The organism is Niveispirillum sp. GW835-FHT14G11, assembly GCF_058793615.1.
On record NZ_JBXAFZ010000006.1, the window covers coordinates 94,689 to 112,762 of the forward strand.

Below are 18,074 nucleotides of genomic sequence, written 5' to 3' on the forward strand. Positions count from 1 at the left end.
CGCCATGGGCAAGACGAAAGTAGCGATCATCGGGTCGGGCAATATCGGCACCGACCTGATGATCAAGGTGATGCGTCTGTCATCGGGGCTGGAAATGGGCGCCTTTGTCGGCATCGACCCGCTGTCCGACGGGCTGAAGCGGGCGCAGCGCCTGGGTGTGCCGGTCACGGCCGGGGGCATCGACGGGCTGGTTTCCATGCCGGAATTCAAGGATATCGCCATCGTCTTCGACGCCACCTCTGCCGGCGCACACAAGCACCATGACGCCGTGCTGCGCGCCCATGGCAAGCGGGTGATCGACCTGACGCCGGCCGCCATCGGCCCCTATGTCATTCCGCCGGTCAATGGTCTGGTGCATCTGGATGCACCCAACGTCAATATGGTGACCTGCGGCGGGCAGGCGACGATCCCCATCGTCCATGCCGTCAACCGGGTGGCCAAGGTGTATTACGGGGAGATCGTGGCCTCCATCTCCTCCAAAAGTGCCGGCCCCGGCACCCGCGCCAATATCGACGAGTTCACGGAGACGACCAGCCAGGCCATCGTCGATGTCGGCGGTGCCACGCGCGGCAAGGCCATCATCATCCTGAACCCGGCCGAACCGCCGCTGATCATGCGCGACACGGTCTATTGCCTGGCCGAGGAGGGCGACCGCGAGGCCATCGCCGACAGTGTCGCCGCGATGGTGGAAGAGGTGCGCACCTATGTGCCGGGATATCGCCTGAAACAAGCGGTTCAGTTCGAGCATATTGGCTCCAACCGGCCCCTGCGCATCCCGGAAATGGGCGGGGAGTTCACCGGCCTGAAGGTCAGCGTGTTCCTGGAGGTGGAGGGGGCGGCGCATTACCTGCCTTCCTATGCCGGCAATCTGGACATCATGACGTCCGCCGCGCTGCGCACGGCCGAACGCATCGCCACGCGTATGACGGAAGGAGTGGCGGCATGAGCCTCGATCCCACCAGCCCCAAGCTCTATATCCAGGACGTGACGCTGCGCGACGGCATGCACGCCATCCGCCACCAGTATGGGCTGGACCATGTGCGCGCCATCGCCAGGGCCCTGGACCGCGCCAGGGTGGACGCCATCGAGGTGGCGCATGGGGATGGCTTGAACGGCTCCAGCTTCAATTACGGCTTCGGTGCCCATACCGACTGGGAATGGATCGAAGCCGTGGCCGATGTGCTGGACCATGCCGTGCTGACCACCCTGCTGTTGCCCGGCATCGGCACGGTGCATGACCTGAAGCATGCCTACAAGCTGGGTGTGCGGTCGGTGCGCATCGCCACCCATTGCACCGAGGCCGATGTCTCCAGACAGCATATCGAGGCGGCGCGCAACCTGGGCATGGATGTCTCCGGCTTCCTGATGATGAGCCATATGTCACCGCCCGAGGCGCTGGCCAAACAGGCCAAGCTGATGGAGACCTATGGCGCCCATTGCGTCTATGTCACCGACAGCGGCGGGGCCATGAACATGGACGAATATGCCGCCCGTCTGGCCGTCTATGAAAGGGTGCTGAAGCCGGAGACGCAGCGCGGCGTGCATGCCCATCACAACCTGTCGCTGGGCGTGGCCAATTCCATCGTCGCGGTGCAGAACGGCGCCATCCGTGTGGATGCCAGCTTGGCCGGCATGGGGGCAGGGGCCGGCAATGCGCCGCTGGAAGTGTTCATCGCCGCCGCAGACCGCCTGGGCTGGCACCATGGCTGCGACCTCTACGCCCTGATGGATGCGGCGGAAGAACTGGTGCGGCCGCTGCAGGACCGGCCCGTGCGCGTGGACCGGGAGACGCTTTCGCTGGGCTATGCCGGCGTCTATTCCAGCTTCCTGCGCCATGCGGAAAAGGCAGCGGGAGAGCATGGGCTGGACACCCGCGCCATCCTGGTCGAACTGGGAAGGCGCAAGATGGTGGGCGGGCAGGAGGACATGATCGTCGACGTGGCGCTGGACATGGTTGCCGCCGCACGCTGAACGCCGGTTTTCCCCGACCGAGGCCGGCGCTGGCGGCAAACGCACAAGCGCCGGCCTCGATCTGTTTTCGGACTACCCCTTCTGCACGAATTGCCTAGTCCATGTCGCGAGGTTGCCGGGCGGCCGGATTGACCTTACACGGTAGGCATGGACAAGGAACTGGTCGACTTCATCCAATCATCCTTCAAGTCCGTCTGGGCATTGGAGCTGGTGATGTTCCTGCGGGGCCACCGCGAGCGCGGCTGGACGGAACAGGAACTGGTGCTGGAATTGCGGGGCAGCCTGCCGGCCGTCAGCCAGGGTCTCCGGACGCTTGGCAATGCCGGCCTCGTGGCCGCCGATTCGGATGGCCTGTTCCGCTACGCCCCCGCCTCCCCCGTCCTGGACCACCTGACGGAAAAGCTGGAGGCCGTGCACCGTGACAAACCGTTTGCCGTGCATCGCACCATCATGACAGCGCCCAATGAAAAGCTTTACACCTTGGCCGACGCCTTCAAGCTGAAGCGGGATTGACCCCATGGACTTTGCCATCCAGCCCTTCATCTACCTGCTCTGCTTCGCGGCCAGTACCGCGTGTGCCGTGCTGCTGGTGCGATCCTATCGGACCAGCCGGGTGAGGCTGCTGATGTGGGTGGCCATCTGCTTCGTGCTGCTGGCCTTCAACAATTTGTTCGTCGTGCTCGACATGTGGCTGCTGCCCGATGTCGATCTGCAGCCGATGCGCCAGATTTCATCCCTGGGCGCGATTTCGGTGCTGCTGATCGGCTTCGTCTGGGATGCGGATTGATGCCGGCGGTGATGTCATCGGCATTCACCGCCACAGGCCGGCGACCGGCGGCCCGCGCCCCCATGGGCGCTGCCAAGCCAAGCCGCCGGATGGCGGCGCCCGGCGTTTGAGGGAACAAGAAAGGGGCGGCCATGCAGCAATTCATCTGGGGCCTGATCACGATGGGTTATCTCGTGGCCGGCCTGTTCTTTCTGCGATTCTGGTGGCGCACCCGCGATCTGCTGTTCGGCGCCTTCGCCATCGCCTTCTGGCTTCTGGCGCTCAACCAGGGGCTGGTGGCCATCGCCTTCGTTCCGCGCGAGGAGCAGAGCTGGATCTATCTCCTGCGCCTGCTGGCCTTCCTGATCATCATCGCCGCCGTGGTCGAGAAGAATGCCCGGCGGCGGACGCGATAGCGCCCCCCTACCGCCCCCATAACGGGATGACGTTGGGCGCCGTCGGGCTCTGCCCCAGTACGGCCAGCAGCGAGGCGGCCAGATCCTCCTGCCGGTAGGGTTTGGCCAGTCGCGGCAGGTCCAGCACCTCTTCAGGACATTGCGGCAGCTCCGCGAAGCCCGAAGCCAGGATGATCGGCATGTCGGGCCGCATGCGCCGCAGGTGGCGGGCCAGTTCCATGCCCGTCATGCCCGGCATGGCATGATCGGTGATGACCAGATCGATATGCTGGCCGGACCGCATGATTTCCAGCGCTTCGGCCCCGGATTGGGCGCTGAGGACATTATGGCCCAGGTCTTCCAGCATGGCGGCGGTGCCGATGGCGACCAGGGTATCGTCATCGACCAGCAGGATGGATCGCGGCAGCATGCTGCCCCTGTCCGCGACCCCGCCCAGGGACACGACCACCTCGCCGGTGGGCAGGATCACGTCGGCCCGCGGCAGCCACAGGTCGATGACCGTACCCTTGCCGGGCTTGCTGGACAGTTTCAGGCGCCCACCCGACTGTGCCGCCAGCCCATGCACCATCGACAGGCCCAGGCCCGTGCCCTTGCCCGGCCCCTTGGTGGTGAAGAACGGTTCGGTGGCACGGGCCAGGGTCTCTGTGTCCATGCCGATACCGCTGTCCGACACGGTGATGCGGACATAGGCGCCGGGGCGCAGCTTGTCCTCCGCCCCCAGCTCCTCGACCTTGGCGGCGATGCCCAGCATCCCGCCCACCGGCATGGCGTCGCGCGCATTCACCGCCAGGTTCAGCAGCGCCAGCTCCAGCTGGTTGGCATCCACGCAGACGGGTGGCAGGTCGGTGGGCAGGCTCTTGGCGATGCGCACGCTCTGTCCCAGGGCGCGCTGCAGCAGATCCTCGATACCGCCGATCAGCCGGGAAACGTCCACCGCCTCCGGCTTCAACTCCTGGCGCCGCGCGAAGGCCAGCAGCCGCTGGGTCAGCGCCGACCCGCGCTCCGCCGCCTGCCTTGCATTGTCCAGCAGGCGCAGGATGCGGGCATCGTCGGGCGGCAGCCATTTCTTCATCAACTCCAGGCTGCCCAGGATGGCCATCAGCAAATTGTTGAAGTCATGGGCCATGCCGCCGGTCAGCTGGCCGATCGTATCCACCTTCTGCGCTTCGAACAGCTGGGCCAGCGCATGCTCGCGCTCGCGCGTCCGTTCCTCGATGCGCCGTTCCAGGTCATCGTTCAGGGTGCGCAGCGCATGCTCGGCATTCTTGCGCTCGGTCACGTCATAGGTGATGCCGCAGAGCCGGGCAGGGCCGCCGCCGGCATCCGGGCTGACCGCCGCGATCGATACGCACCAGCGCCAGCCGCCGTCGGCATGCTTGATGCGGAACTCGACATTCAGCGGCTGGCCCGCTTGCACGCAAGCCCAGCTGGCCTCATGCACCAGTTGCCGGTCATCGGGATGGATGAAGGTGGCGATGCTGTCCTGGGTCGGCTTGAACGCGCCCGGCTCCAGGCCATAGAGCCGGAACTGCCCCTCGTCCCAGGTGCAGATGCCCGACGCCACGTCCCAGTCCCAGGACCCCATGCGCCCGGCCGCCATGGCCAGGGTGCGGCGCTGTTCGCTGTCGGTCAGGCGGGCGTTGGAGGCCTCCAACGCCGCCGTGCGCTCCTTTACCCGCTGTTCCAGTTCGGCATTCAGCCGTTCCAGCTGGCGGGTCTTGCGGAACAGTTCGGCGAAGATGCGGACCTTGGCGCGCAGCACGTCGGGCACCACGGGGACGGGCACATAGTCCACGGCACCCGCCTGATACCCGCGCAGCCGGTCCAGATCGGCCACCTGGATGGCGGAGACGAAGATGATGGCAATGTCCTGGAAGCGCGGATGCTCCCGGATCATGGCCGCCAGCTCGAACCCGTCCAGTTCCGGCATGCAGACATCGACCAGGACGACCGCCACCTCGTGCCGCAGCAGGTGCTCCAGCGCCTCGCGCGCCGAATTGGCCTTCAGCAGATGCTCGTCAAGGTCACGCAGGATGACCTCATAGCTCATCAGCTTGGCAGGCTGGTCATCGACCAGCAGGATATTGACCTTGTCGGATTGCTTGATGGCCATCACCGCCTCCTTCCCCCGCCTCAGCGATGCAGCCACATCCGCAGGGCGGACAGCAGCTGGTCGGTGTTGACGGGCTTGGCCAGATAGTCGGACGCACCGGCTTCCAGGCATTTCTCCCGGTCGCCCTTCATGGCCTTGGCCGTGAGCGCGATGATGGGCAGGCGGCGGAACACGGGCTTGGCCCGGATCACCTGCATCGTCTCATACCCGTCCATGCCGGGCATCATGATGTCCATCAGCACGATGGTGACATCCGACCGCGATTCCAGGACGGAGATCGCCTCGCTGCCCGTCGTCGCCGTCAGCACCACCATGCCACGCCGTTCCAGCACGCTGGACAGGGCGAAGATGTTGCGGGCGTCATCATCGACCAGCAGCACGGTGCGGCCGACCAGGTCGTCGTCGGAACTGTGCAGCCGTTCCAGCATCTGGCGCTTCGGCGGGGGCAGGTCGGACACGATGCGGTGCAGGAACAGGGCCGTCTCGTCCAGCAGGCGCTCGGGGCTTTCCACGCCCTTCACCACCACGGAACGGGCCATGGTGTGCAGGCGCGCATCCTCGTCCGGCGACAATTCGCGGCCGGTGAAGACGACGACGGGCACGTCGCGCAGGTCCTCATCCTCGCTGATACTCTCCAGCACCTCGAAGCCCGACATGTCGGGCAGTTTCAGGTCCAGCACGACGCAGTCGATCGGCTCCGACCGCAGCGTTGCCAGCGCCTCCCCGCCGGTGCCGACGGTGGCGATGTCGATATCGTCATGGCCCAGCAGCTCGGTCACGCTCATCAACTCGGCTGTATTGTCCTCCACCACCAGCAGGCGCTTGCGGCGGGGGCGGGCATATTCCTGGATACGCGTCAGCGCCGCCTCCAAACCTTCTGTCGTCGTCGGCTTGTTCAGGAAGGCGAAGGCGCCGCGGGCCAGGCCGTGCTGGCGATCTTCGTCCAGGGTCACGATCTGCACGGGGATATGGCGGGTGGCCGGGCTCTGCTTCAGCTGGCTCAGCACCGTCCAGCCCAGCATGTCCGGCAGGAACACGTCCAGCGACACGGCCGTGGGCTTGAACTCCCGCGCCAGGGCCAGGGCATCGGCCCCGCGATGGGCCACCAGCACCTTGAAGCCGCGATCATGCGCCAGATCGACCATGACACGGGCATAGTGCGGGTCATCCTCCACGATCAGCAGCACCGTATCGTCGGGCAACAGGTTGGCGCGGTCGTCGGCCACCGCCTCGATCGGCCGTTCCGGCATGCGCACGACCAGGCCGGCGGGCAGGTTGGGGCGCGTGTGCTGCTGGGGTTCCGGCAGCCGCGCGGTGACGCCGGCATAGGTCAGCGGCAGATACAGCGTGAAGGTGCTGCCCGATCCGGGCTGGCTGCGCAGGTGAATCTCGCCGCCCAGCAGGTTGGCCAGCTCGCGGCTGATGGCCAGGCCCAGGCCGGTGCCGCCATATTTGCGGCTGGTGCCGGCATCGGCCTGCTGGAACGCCTCGAAAATGATGCGCTGCTTTTCCGGCGGGATGCCGATGCCGGTGTCCGACACCTCGAACGCGACGACGCTGGCCGCATGTTTCAGGCTGGCATTGTCGGGGCTCCAGCCGCTCCTGGCCGGCGTCACCGTCAGGCGCACGCCGCCGCGTTCGGTGAATTTGAAGGCATTCGACAGCAGGTTCTTCAGCACCTGCTGCAACCGCTTGGCATCGGTGATCATGGACCGGTCCAGGTCGGGCGCCATCACCACCTCGAAATCCAGCTTGCGGCTCTCCGCCTCGTGCCGGAAGGGCCGGGCCATCATTTCCAGCAGGTTGGCGAAGAAGATCTCTTCGGCATCCACCGACACGGTGCCGGATTCGATCTTCGACAGGTCCAGGATGTCGGAAATCAGGTTCAACAGGTCGGTGCCGGCGCCATGGATGGTGCGGGCGAATTCCACCTGCCGGTCGGACAGGTTGCCGTCGGGATTGTCGCCCAGCTGCTGGCCCAGGATCAGGATGGAATTGAGCGGCGTGCGCAGCTCGTGGCTCATATTGGCCAGGAATTCCGACTTGTACTTGGAGGTCAGCGCCAGTTCGGTGGCCTTTTCCTCCAGCGCACGGCGGGCCTGCTCGATCTCCTGGTTCTTGGCTTCCACCTCGACATTGCGTTCGGCCAGCTGCTGGGCCTTCTGTTCCAGCTGCTCGTTGGTCTGCTGCAATTCGCGCTGCTGGGCCTGCAACTCGCCGGCCAGCTGCTGCGACTGTTTCAGGAAGCCTTCCGTCTGCATGGTGGCTTCGATGGAGTTCAGCACGATGCCGATGCCGGTGGTCAGCTGTTCCAGGAAGGTCATCTGCAGGTCGGTGAAGGCGCCCAGCGATGCCAGCTCGATCACCGCCTTCACCTGGCCTTCGAACAGCACGGGCAGGACGATGACGCTGCGCGGCAGTGCCTTGAACACGCCCGACCCGATGGGCACGACGTTGGACGGCATCTCCGTGATCAGCATGCGGCGCGCATCCAGCGCGCATTGGCCGATCAGGCCCTGACCCATGCGCAACCGTTCCGGATGGCCGACGATGGGATCGTCGGCATAGGCGGACAAAAGGCGCAGGCCGGGCGAGCCCCCTTCACTTTCCACCTGATAGATCACCCCGTGCTGGGCATCGACCAGCGGCGCCAGTTCCGACAGCAGCACCCGGCCCACCGTGGTCAACTCGCGCTGGCCCTGCAGCATGCTGGTGAAGCGGGCCAGATTGGTCTTCAGCCAGTCCTGTTCGGTATTGCGCTCCGTCGTCAGGCGCAGATTGCCGATCATGGTGTTGATATTGTCCTTCAGCTCCGCCACCTCGCCACGCGCATCCACCTGGATCGACCTTGTCAGGTCGCCCTTGGTCACGGCGGTCGCCACCTCGGCGATGGCGCGGACCTGGGTGGTCAGGTTGGCGGCCAGCAGGTTGACATTGCCGGTCAGGTCCTTCCAGGTGCCCGACGCACCCGGCACATGCGCCTGGCCGCCCAGCCGGCCCTCCACGCCCACCTCGCGCGCCACCGACGTCACCTGATCGGCGAAGGTGGCCAGCGTGTCGGTCATGTTGTTGATGGTTTCGGCCAGGGCCGCCACTTCGCCCTTCGATGCCACGGTCAGGTTCTGCTTCAGGTCGCCGTTGGCCACCGCCGTCACCACCTTCACGATGCCGCGCACCTGTTCGGTCAGGTTGGCGGCCATGACATTCACGGTGTCGGTCAGGTCCTTCCAGGTGCCGGCCACGCCCGGCACCTGCGCCTGACCGCCCAGCTTGCCCTCGGTGCCGACCTCGCGCGCCACGCGCGTCACCTCGCCCGCGAACGCATTCAGCTGGTCGACCATGGTGTTGATGGTGTTCTTCAGCTCCAGGATCTCGCCCTTCACATCCACGGTGATCTTGCGGGACAAGTCACCGCGCGCCACGGCGGTCGTCACCTCGGCGATGTTGCGGACCTGGGTGGTCAGGTTGGCGGCCAGCAGGTTGACATTGTCGGTCAGGTCCTTCCACGTCCCCGCCACGCCCGGCACCACCGCCTGACCGCCCAGCTTGCCCTCGGTCCCCACCTCACGCGCCACGCGCGTCACCTCACCGGCGAAGGACCGCAGCTGATCCACCATGGTGTTCAGCGTTTCCTTCAGCAGCAAAATCTCCCCGCGCACATCCACGGTGATCTTGCGGGACAAGTCGCCATTGGCGATGGCGGTCGCCACCTCGGCGATGTTGCGCACCTGGCCGGTGAGGTTGCCGGCCATGGAATTCACATTGTCGGTCAAATCCTTCCAGGTGCCGGCCACGCCCGGCACCTGCGCCTGACCGCCCAGCTTGCCCTCCGTCCCCACCTCACGCGCCACGCGCGTCACCTCACCGGCGAAGGCGTTGAGCTGATCCACCATGGTGTTGATGGTGTTTTTCAGCTCCAGAATCTCGCCCTTCACATCCACGGTGATCTTGCGGCTAAGGTCACCGCGCGCCACGGCCGTCGTCACTTCCGCGATGTTGCGGACCTGGCCGGTCAGGTTGGATGCCATGGAGTTGACGTTCTCCGTCAAGTCCTTCCACGTCCCTGCCACGCCCGGCACTTGCGCCTGGCCGCCCAGCTTGCCCTCGGTACCCACCTCGCGCGCCACGCGCGTCACTTCCGAGGCGAAGCGGTTCAGCTGATCCACCATGGTGTTCAGCGTTTCCTTCAATTGAAGGATCTCGCCGCGCACATCCACGGTGATCTTGCGGGAAAGGTCGCCATTGGCGATGGCGGTGGACACTTCGGCGATGTTGCGGACCTGGGCCGTCAGGTTGCCGGCCATGGAATTCACAGAGTCGGTCAAATCCTTCCAGGTCCCCGCCACGCCCGACACATTGGCCTGACCGCCCAGCCTTCCCTCGGTCCCCACCTCGCGCGCCACGCGGGTCACCTCGCCGGCGAAGGAACGCAGCTGGTCCACCATGGTGTTCAGCGTTTCCTTCAGCAGCAGAATCTCGCCCGACACGTTCACGGTGATCTTCTTGGACAAGTCGCCCTGGGCCACGGCGGTGGCCACCTCGGCGATGTTGCGCACCTGACCGGTCAGGTTGGACGCCATGGAGTTGACCGAGTCCGTCAGATCCTTCCAGGTACCGGCCACGCCCTTTAACTGTGCCTGACCGCCCAGCTTGCCTTCGGTCCCCACCTCGCGCGCCACGCGGGTCACCTCACCGGCAAAGGCGTTCAACTGGTCGACCATGGTGTTGATGGTTTCCTTCAACTGAAGGATTTCACCCGACACATTCACGGTGATCTTTTTCGACAAGTCGCCATTGGCGATGGCGGTGGACACCTCGGCAATGTTGCGGACCTGGGCCGTCAGATTGCCGGCCATGGAATTCACACTATCGGTCAGATCCTTCCAGGTGCCGGCCACGCCCATCACATTGGCCTGCCCGCCCAGGCGCCCTTCGGTTCCCACCTCGCGTGCCACACGGGTGACCTCACCGGCAAAGGCGTTCAGCTGATCGACCATGGTGTTGATGGTCTCCTTCAACTGAAGGATTTCACCCGACACGTTCACGGTGATCTTCTTGGACAAGTCGCCATTGGCGATGGCGGTGGACACTTCGGCGATGTTGCGGACCTGGGCCGTCAGGTTGCCGGCCATGGAATTCACACTGTCGGTCAAATCCTTCCAGGTGCCGGCCACACCGGGCACCTGCGCCTGCCCGCCCAGCCGGCCCTCGGTACCGACCTCACGCGCCACGCGGGTGACCTCACCGGCAAAGGCGTTCAACTGGTCGACCATCGTATTGATGGTTTCCTTCAGCTCCAGGATTTCGCCCGACACATCCACGGTGATCTTGCGGGAAAGGTCGCCACGGGCCACGGCCGTCGTCACCTGGGCGATGTTGCGGACCTGGGCCGTCAGGTTGCCGCACATGGCGTTCACGCTGTCGGTCAGATCCTTCCAGGTGCCGGCCACACCGGGGACCAAAGCCTGACCGCCCAGCTTGCCCTCCGTCCCGACCTCGCGCGCCACGCGGGTCACTTCCGATGCGAAGGATCGCAGCTGGTCCACCATGGTGTTGATGGCTTCCTTCAGCTGCAAAATCTCGCCGCGCACGTCTACGGTGATCTTCTTGGACAGATCGCCATTGGCCACGGCGATGGTCACGTCGGCGATGTTGCGGACCTGGGCCGTCAGGTTGGACGCCATGGAATTGACGCTCTCCGTCAAATCCTTCCACACGCCCGTCACCTCGCGCACCTGGGCCTGACCGCCCAGCTTGCCGTCAGTGCCCACCTCGCGCGCCACGCGCGTCACTTCGGAGGTGAAGATGCCCAGCTGCCCGATCATGGCGTTCACGATGGTGGCGGCACGCAGGAACTCGCCTTTCAGCGGGCGGCCATCCACGTCCAGCGGCATGGTCTGCAGCAGGTCGCCCTTGGCGACCGCGCTGATGGAGCGGGTGACGGCGTTGACGGGCCAGAGCAGATCGTCGATCAGCGAGTTGACCGAATTCTCCATGTCCGTCCAGGCGCCGCTGGTCAGGCCGAAACGGACGCGGGTGCTGGTCTTGCCGTCGCGTCCCACCACCTGGCCGACATGTTCCAGCTGCTGGGCCATATGCTGGTTGGCGGCGACGATGTCGTTGAAGGTGTCGGCCACCTTCCCGGCCAGGCCCGTCAGGTTGCCCGGCAGCCGCACGGAGAAATCGCCGGCCCGCATGGCCTGCAACCCCGCCAGCAGCGCATCCAGGTCCAGGGTGACCATGTCATTGGCGGGCATGCCCACCGGCACCATGCTGTCATTGGCAGTGTCGATGGTGTCGATCTCGGCCGTCATTGCTTTTCCCCCGGGGAAACCCATGTCACACAGCGGGGAAATGCAGGCCCCGCCCGCTGCCATTGGACGGGCAGGGGGCCAACGAACAACTGGACATGTCCGAAGGAGGCTCCGACGGATACCTCCCTTTTCCCCTTGATACGCGTACCGGAATGTCAGGCTTTCCGCGAGTAGGGCAATGGTCTGCGCCCGCCTAGCCTGATGTCTTATGCCCAAGCGCGGGCGGGAAGCATCGACAGGCCTATCCGATGGTGGTGCCCCTTGCGCGGTGCTGGCGGGAGGATCGCCCTCATCCCATATCCCGCAGGGTGAAACGGATATCGCTGATCCTCATCCTGCTGGTCCTGGCGGTCCTGGGCATCATCGCCGCCGGGCGGGATGGCCGGCTGGCGACCCTTATCCCGGCCCGCTGGAATCCCTGGGCGTTGCCCGACCCGGCACAGCAGCCGGGCTGGCTGACCAGCTGGCAGCTGGCGCGGCTGGCCGACGATACGCCCGCCTGCCTGGCCTGGCTGGAACGCGCTGGCCTGTCGGTCTCGCCAGTGCCGGACCGGACGGGACCGGAACCGGGCTGCGGCCTGTCCGGGGCCGCGACGCTGCGCCAATCGATGCTGCGCTATCAGGGGCGGGTGACGGCAAGCTGTCCGGTGCTGGCCGGGCTTGCCCTTTATGAACGCCATGTGCTGGTGCCGGCGGCGGAGCGGCATCTGGGCGCCAAACCCATCGCCATCCGCCATCTGGGCACCTATGCCTGCCGGGCCGTGCGCACCGATCGCGGGGAGGGCGGCCGGCGCAGCCAGCACGCCACCGCCAACGCCATCGACATCGCCGCCGTCACCCTGGCCGACGGGCGGGAGACGGTGCTGGCCCGCGACTGGGGCGAACAGGGGGGAACGGGTCCTCGCGCCCTGTTCTGGCGCGACGCGCATGCGGGCGCCTGCGGCATCTTCCGCACGGTGCTGGGGCCGGAATACAACGCCCTGCACCGCGACCATTTTCATCTGGACATGGCCCGCTTCGGCATCTGCCGGTAAGCGGCGTCAGAGGCCATCATAGGTGATGGCCTTCGCCGCCTCATCCGCCAGGATGAAGCCGATGGGCCGCTCCGCCTCTTCCGCCAGATGCGCGATCAGGCTGGCGGTGCGGGCCAGCAGCGATATGCCCTTCAGCGCGGCCAGCGGAAAGCCGACATCCAGCATCACCGCCGGGATGGCGCCGTTGACATTGATCGGCAGGTCGCGGCCATGGGTCTGCGGCAGGGCGGCCTTCACCGCGCGCAGCATGGCGATGTGCCGGCCGGCCACGCCGCGTTCATCGGCCAGGGCCAGCAGGCGGCGGGCGCGCGGATCGCCATCGGCATGCAGCGGATGGCCGAAGCCGGGCACGGCGCACCGTGCCGCCTTATATTCGGCCAGCCTTGCCGCCACCACCGCGGCCGGATCGCCATCCCCGGCCGCCGCCACCAGATCGGCCAGGAACCGCCCCGCCACCTCCGCACTGCCCAGCACGACCGTGCCGCAGCCCGACAGGCCCGCCGCCACCGCGCCCTGCAATGCCTCCGGTGCCGCGGCATAGGTCATGCGCGCCGCCACGACGCTGGGCACCAGCCCATGTTCGGCGATGGCCGTCAGCACGGCGTCGGCGAAGAACCGCTGAGTGTCGTCGGGAGGTGTGCCGGTGACCAGCAGCCAGAAATAGCTGGTGAAATCCAGCTTGCCGATAATCTCCCCGCACAGATCCAATCCCCGCACCCGGATACTCTCGGCGTCGGCGGTGGAGATGGCGGTGAGGGGCTGGTCGGTCTTGCCGATGCGCATGGGTCACTCCCTTAATTCGTCTGACGCCCACCTAATCCCAGTGCCCGGCCCCTGACAAGAGAATTTCGATCATCGAAGTTGATTTCGATTATCGAAGTCGATATACCGGAAGACAGGAAGCGACGGCGCCCGCCGCCCGGCCTTGGCATCCCTGGCCCTTCCCCAATTGGAGCATGACATGGCAAACGTCCTGAAGGATGTCAGGGTACTGGAAATGGGCACCTTCATCACCGGGCCGGCGGCGGGGATGCTGCTGGCCGACCTGGGTGCGGATGTGGTGAAGATCGAACAGAAGGGCACCGGCGACCCGTTCCGCGCCTTCAACGGCGGGCTCTACAGCCCGCATTTCCAGACCTATAACCGCAACAAGCGGTCCATCACCCTGGACACGCGCGAGGCGGCGGGCCGGGAGAAGCTGGATGAACTGGTGGCCGGTGCGGATATCTTCATCCAGAATTTCCGCCCCGGTGCCGCGGCCAAGCTGAATGTCGATGCCGCCCGGCTGCAGGCCTTGAACCCGCGCCTGATCTATTGCGCCATCTCCGGCTTTGGTGCCACCGGGCCTGACAGCCAGCGCCCGGCCTTCGACACGGTGGCGCAGGCGGCCAGTGGCTTCCTGCGTCTGGTGCTGAATCCCGACAATCCGCGCGTGGTGGGCCCGGCGCTGGCCGACGCCATCACCGGCTTCTACGCCGCCTATGGCATCCTGGGCGCGCTGCATGAACGCCACAGCACCGGCAAGGGGCGGCTGGTAGAAACCTCCATGCTGGAGGCCATGTGCCATTTCAACCTGGATGATTTCACCCACTACTTCGCCGCCGACCAGATCATGGGGCCCTATAGCCGGCCGTCAGTGTCGCAATCTTATGTCTTCGTCTGTGCGGACGGGAAATGGATCGCGCTGCACATGTCGTCGCCGCCGAAATTCTGGGAAGGGCTGGCCCAGGCCGTGGACTGGCCCGACATGCTGCAACATCCGGAATTCACCGACCGCCAGGCCCGCATCGCCAATTACGAAAAGGTGGTGGAACAGTTGGCCCCCATCTTCCGCACCCGCAGCCTGGCCGACTGGTGCGACCGGCTGAGCCGCCTGGACGTGCCGCATTCGCCCGTGCATGACGCTGCCGCCGCGCTGGCCACCGACCAAGCCAGGCACCTGCATTTGCAGGTGGCGGCCGACCATCCGCAGATGGGCACCTTCCGCACCGTCCGCTCCCCCATCACCTATGACGGGGAACGCGACCTGGGTGTCACGCCGCCGCCCGTGCTGGGCGAACATAACGCCGCCATCCTGGGTAAAGCATAGTTCTGGCGGTCAGCCGGTGCTGCGGCTATAGCTGGCCCGCTGGGATTTCGGCGGACAGGGCGGACGCGATGGCGGACAAGGGCGTGAAGGATGAACCGGCGGCGGAGCGGGAACCCGTAGCGGAGCGGGAAAAGGATCCCGAATATCTGCTGACCCTGGAACGCGGCCTCACCGTCCTGCGCGCCTTCAACCAGCAGCGCCCGGAAATGCAGTTGAGCGAGGTGGCGGCCGCCACCGGCCTTAGCCCCGCCGTGGCGCGGCGTTGCCTGAACACGCTGGTGGCGCTGGGCTATGTCGGCCGGCACGGACGGCGCTTCCTGCTGCGGCCGGAGGTGCTGGTGTTCGGTTCGGCCTATCTGGCGTCGATGAACCTGGAACAGGTGGTGACGCCACACCTGCAGGCCCTGCGCGACGAGACCGGCGACAGCGCGTCGATGGCCACCCTGTCGGGCCATGACATCCTCTATCTCGTCCATGTCTCCACCAACCGCCATATCCGCATCGGCGCCAGTGTCGGCACCCGCTTTCCAGCCCATGCCACCTCGCTGGGCAAGGTGATGCTGGCTTTCGAGCCGGCGCCGGCGCTGGCCGATTATCTGACCAAGGCCAGCCTGACCCGCTTCACCGAACGCACCATCACCAACCGCGAGGAACTGGCCTTCCGCCTGCAGAAGGTGCGGGAGATCGGTTATGATTCCGCTCTGGATGAGCTGGATTACGGCATCGTCTCCGTCGCCGTGCCGGTGCGCGACAAGGAGGGCACTGTCTGTGCCTCCATCAACTGTTCCACCTCCACCACCCGCATTTCCCAGGATGAACTGGTGCGCACCCGCCTGCCGCTGCTGCGCACCGCCGCCCGCGATATCGAGGCGTCGTTGCAGCAATGGCCCTTCCTGATGCATTCGCTGGCCAGGAACTGAGGACACCCCTCTTTCAACATTCGGCATTCCCAACCAACGCCCCGGCCCACCCGCCGGGGCGTTTTTCGTTGCGTGCCCAGTATTCTTCGATAAACGGAAAAAACTTCGAACATCGAACTTGACTTCGATAATCGAAGGATGGATTGTTCGGATCACGGGCAACGACCCGATGGCCGCGCATCAGCGTGGGCCCAAGCGCACCGGCCGCCGCGAGAGGCGGAAAACGACGTGCGCCCTCAATGACAAGTGACGAACGGGAGGTTTTGCATGGCACGTTCCTCTTGGCGCTTTGCCTGTTTGGCCGGCGCCTCGGCCCTCGCCCTGGCGGCCACGACCCCGGCTGGTGCCCAATCCAATTCAGAGATCGAGGAGGTGGTGGTCACCGGCCTGCGCCGGCCGCAGGCGCAGCAGGATGTGCCGGCCGCCATCATGGCGTTCACGGCCGACGCGATCGAAATGGCGGGCATCGAGAAACCGGCCGATTTCATCGACCTGACCTCCAACGTGACGCTGGTGGAGACGCAGAACGCCGGCAACGCCTTCATCATCATCCGCGGCATCACCCAGGCCCGCAACAGCGAGCCGTCGGTGGCAGTCATCGTCGATGGCGTGCAGCAGGTGAATGCCGCCCAGTTCAGCCAGGAACTGTTCGATATCGACCAGATCGAAGTGCTGAAGGGCCCGCAGGGCGCCTTGTACGGCCGCAACGCCATCGGCGGCGCCATCGTCATCCGCACCAAGCAGCCCACCGACACATTCGACACCCGCGTCAAGGTCGGGGTGGAGAACGGCTTTGGCTATTCCGCCCGCGCCGGCATCAGCGGGCCCTTGTCGGAGAAGGTGAAATTCCGGCTGGCCGGGTCCTACGTCAATAATGACGGCCTGATCCGCAATGAATATCTGGATGAAAAGGCCGATCCGTATGAGGATCTGTCGCTGCGCGGCACGCTGTTGTTCCAGCCGTCGGATAATCTGACGGTGGACGTGCGCGGATCGGCGTCGCAGCTGCGCACCCAGGCGCTGTATTTCAACATCGTCGCCGATGTGAACGACACCAGCCTGCCGGTACGGGTCAATAATCCCGGCCAGAATGACCGCGACATGTATGGCACGTCGTTGCGCATCGCGTACGAGACGGATGCCGGCAGCCTGACCTCGGTCACGTCCTATGACGTGGTGAAGGAAATCCTGACCGGTGACGCCTTCGACTTCCTGCCCATTACCGAGAGCCTGTTCTTTCAGATACTGGGCTTCGATCTGAACCAGAGCCAGTATCTGAACGTCAAGGCCTGGAGCGAGGAGTTGCGCTTCGCTTCACCCACCACCGACCGGTTCCAGTGGAGTGTCGGCGGCTACATGATCGGCACCAAGCGCTATATCTCCACCGGCAACATGATCGACCGGGGGCAGGGGGTGTTTCCGGTCTATCGCACGCCCAGCACCGATCCGCGCAACCCGCAATTCTCCTTCCTGGCCGACAGTCAGGACAATTTCGCCTGGGCGATGTTCGCCAGCAGCAGCTATGACCTGACCGAGAAGCTGACCGCCGACCTGTCGCTGCGCTATGACAAGGACAAGCGGGAGAACACCACCCTGACGCCCACCGCCTTCCTGCCCAATGTCGCGGGTTTCCCCGCCGGCCGGTCGGGCGAGGTACGCAAGGAGACCTTTACCGCCTGGCAGCCGAAATTCACCCTGACCTACAAGGCGGATGAGGCGCTGACGCTCTATAGCGGCTATTCCAAGGGCTTCCGCAGCGGCGGCTTCAACCAGACCGGCGTCGGCGCGGTGGCGGCCAGCAATGGCATCCTGGGTGTGTCGGACGTGTTTGAGGCGGAAACGGCCAGTACGGTGGAGGCCGGGTTCAAGTCGCAATTGCTGGACCGCAAGCTGCGCCTGAACGGCTCCGTCTATAACACCATCTCCGACAATTCCTATTTCTTCGTCTTCCTGGCCGCCAATTCCACCCAGAATCTGGGCAATGTCCCGGAAACCCGGCTGCGCGGGTTCGAACTGGATGCCACGGCCTTCCTGACCACCGGCCTGCAGGTCAATGTCGGCTATGGCTATACCGACAGCAAGATCAAGGAATTTCCCGACCCCACCGTCCTGGGCAATGAAGCACCGCTGATCTCCCGCTACACCCTCAACGTCGGTGCCCAGTACAGCACCCCGCTGGGCGACAGCGGGCTGACGGGCACCATGCGCGCCGATTACCGCCGCCTGGGCAAGACTTGGTTCGATATCCAGAACAGCACGGTCCGCGACCCGCTGGACATTGTCGATATCCGCTTCGGGCTGGAGGGGGAGAACTGGACCCTGTCCGCCTATTCCGACAATCTGTTCGACAAGAAATACAATGCCGAATTCTCGCCCGGCGGCTTCGTCTTCAAGGGACGGCCCCGCCGCTATGGCGTCGAGTACGGGATGAAATTCTAAGGGAGGCCCGTT

The 18,074-nt window shown here is 65.3% G+C and carries 12 protein-coding genes; 9 read left to right on the plus strand and 3 right to left on the minus strand.

Features of this window, described 5'->3' with window-relative positions; all coding sequences use genetic code 11:
• Positions 1-4: 4 nt before the first annotated feature.
• The 5 genes from AC1Q7F_RS12780 to AC1Q7F_RS12800 all read left to right on the plus strand — a co-directional run bounded on the left by AC1Q7F_RS12780 (position 5) and on the right by AC1Q7F_RS12800 (position 3,153).
• The gene (locus tag AC1Q7F_RS12780; RefSeq protein WP_492507326.1) at positions 5-946 is read left to right on the plus strand and encodes an acetaldehyde dehydrogenase (acetylating); all 942 of its coding nucleotides are present in this window, start codon (positions 5-7) and stop codon (positions 944-946) included.
• On the plus strand, positions 943-1,971 hold the full coding sequence (gene dmpG, locus AC1Q7F_RS12785; RefSeq protein ID WP_492507328.1) for a 4-hydroxy-2-oxovalerate aldolase: 1,029 nt from the start codon (positions 943-945) through the stop codon (positions 1,969-1,971). Before AC1Q7F_RS12780 ends, dmpG begins: the two co-directional genes overlap by 4 nt.
• A 147-nt stretch (positions 1,972-2,118) precedes the next feature.
• Positions 2,119-2,484 carry a hypothetical protein gene (locus AC1Q7F_RS12790; protein ID WP_492507330.1) on the plus strand — a complete coding sequence of 122 codons (366 nt, stop codon included), beginning with the start codon at positions 2,119-2,121 and terminating at the stop codon, positions 2,482-2,484.
• 4 nt (positions 2,485-2,488) lie between these two features.
• Positions 2,489-2,758 (plus strand): DUF5985 family protein, encoded by a 270-nt coding sequence (locus AC1Q7F_RS12795; RefSeq protein WP_492507332.1) that lies wholly within the window; start codon positions 2,489-2,491, stop codon positions 2,756-2,758.
• Between the two features lie 131 nt (positions 2,759-2,889).
• On the plus strand, positions 2,890-3,153 hold the full coding sequence (locus AC1Q7F_RS12800; RefSeq protein ID WP_492507334.1) for a DUF5985 family protein: 264 nt from the start codon (positions 2,890-2,892) through the stop codon (positions 3,151-3,153).
• Positions 3,154-3,160: 7 nt separating this feature from the next.
• Here the strand turns inward: AC1Q7F_RS12800 and AC1Q7F_RS12805 are convergent, their stop codons facing one another.
• Both AC1Q7F_RS12805 and AC1Q7F_RS12810 read right to left on the minus strand, forming a co-directional pair.
• Positions 3,161-5,266: a response regulator gene (locus AC1Q7F_RS12805; RefSeq protein WP_492507336.1), complete on the minus strand. Its 2,106-nt coding sequence runs from the start codon at positions 5,264-5,266 to the stop codon at positions 3,161-3,163.
• 20 nt (positions 5,267-5,286) lie between these two features.
• Positions 5,287-11,580, minus strand: a complete 6,294-nt coding sequence (locus AC1Q7F_RS12810; protein ID WP_492507338.1) for a HAMP domain-containing protein — start codon at positions 11,578-11,580, stop codon at positions 5,287-5,289.
• A gap of 308 nt (positions 11,581-11,888) precedes the next feature.
• Between AC1Q7F_RS12810 and AC1Q7F_RS12815 the strand changes: the two genes are divergently transcribed.
• The gene (locus tag AC1Q7F_RS12815; protein ID WP_492507339.1) at positions 11,889-12,614 is read left to right on the plus strand and encodes an extensin-like domain-containing protein; all 726 of its coding nucleotides are present in this window, start codon (positions 11,889-11,891) and stop codon (positions 12,612-12,614) included.
• Positions 12,615-12,620: 6 nt separating this feature from the next.
• Here AC1Q7F_RS12815 and AC1Q7F_RS12820 read toward each other — a convergent pair whose 3' ends face one another.
• Positions 12,621-13,397, minus strand: a complete 777-nt coding sequence (locus AC1Q7F_RS12820; RefSeq protein WP_492507340.1) for a citryl-CoA lyase — start codon at positions 13,395-13,397, stop codon at positions 12,621-12,623.
• Between the two features lie 178 nt (positions 13,398-13,575).
• On the opposite strand from AC1Q7F_RS12820, the gene AC1Q7F_RS12825 reads away from it, so the two are divergent.
• The 3 genes from AC1Q7F_RS12825 (at position 13,576) to AC1Q7F_RS12835 (ending at position 18,062) form a co-directional block, all read left to right on the plus strand.
• Positions 13,576-14,703, plus strand: coding sequence for a CaiB/BaiF CoA transferase family protein (locus tag AC1Q7F_RS12825; protein ID WP_492507342.1), 1,128 nt, complete (start codon positions 13,576-13,578; stop codon positions 14,701-14,703).
• Positions 14,704-14,771: 68 nt separating this feature from the next.
• On the plus strand, positions 14,772-15,623 hold the full coding sequence (locus AC1Q7F_RS12830) for an IclR family transcriptional regulator domain-containing protein (RefSeq protein WP_492507344.1): 852 nt from the start codon (positions 14,772-14,774) through the stop codon (positions 15,621-15,623).
• A 267-nt stretch (positions 15,624-15,890) separates the two neighbouring features.
• On the plus strand, positions 15,891-18,062 hold the full coding sequence (locus AC1Q7F_RS12835) for a TonB-dependent receptor (protein WP_492507346.1): 2,172 nt from the start codon (positions 15,891-15,893) through the stop codon (positions 18,060-18,062).
• The last annotated feature ends 12 nt before the right edge of the window (positions 18,063-18,074 follow it).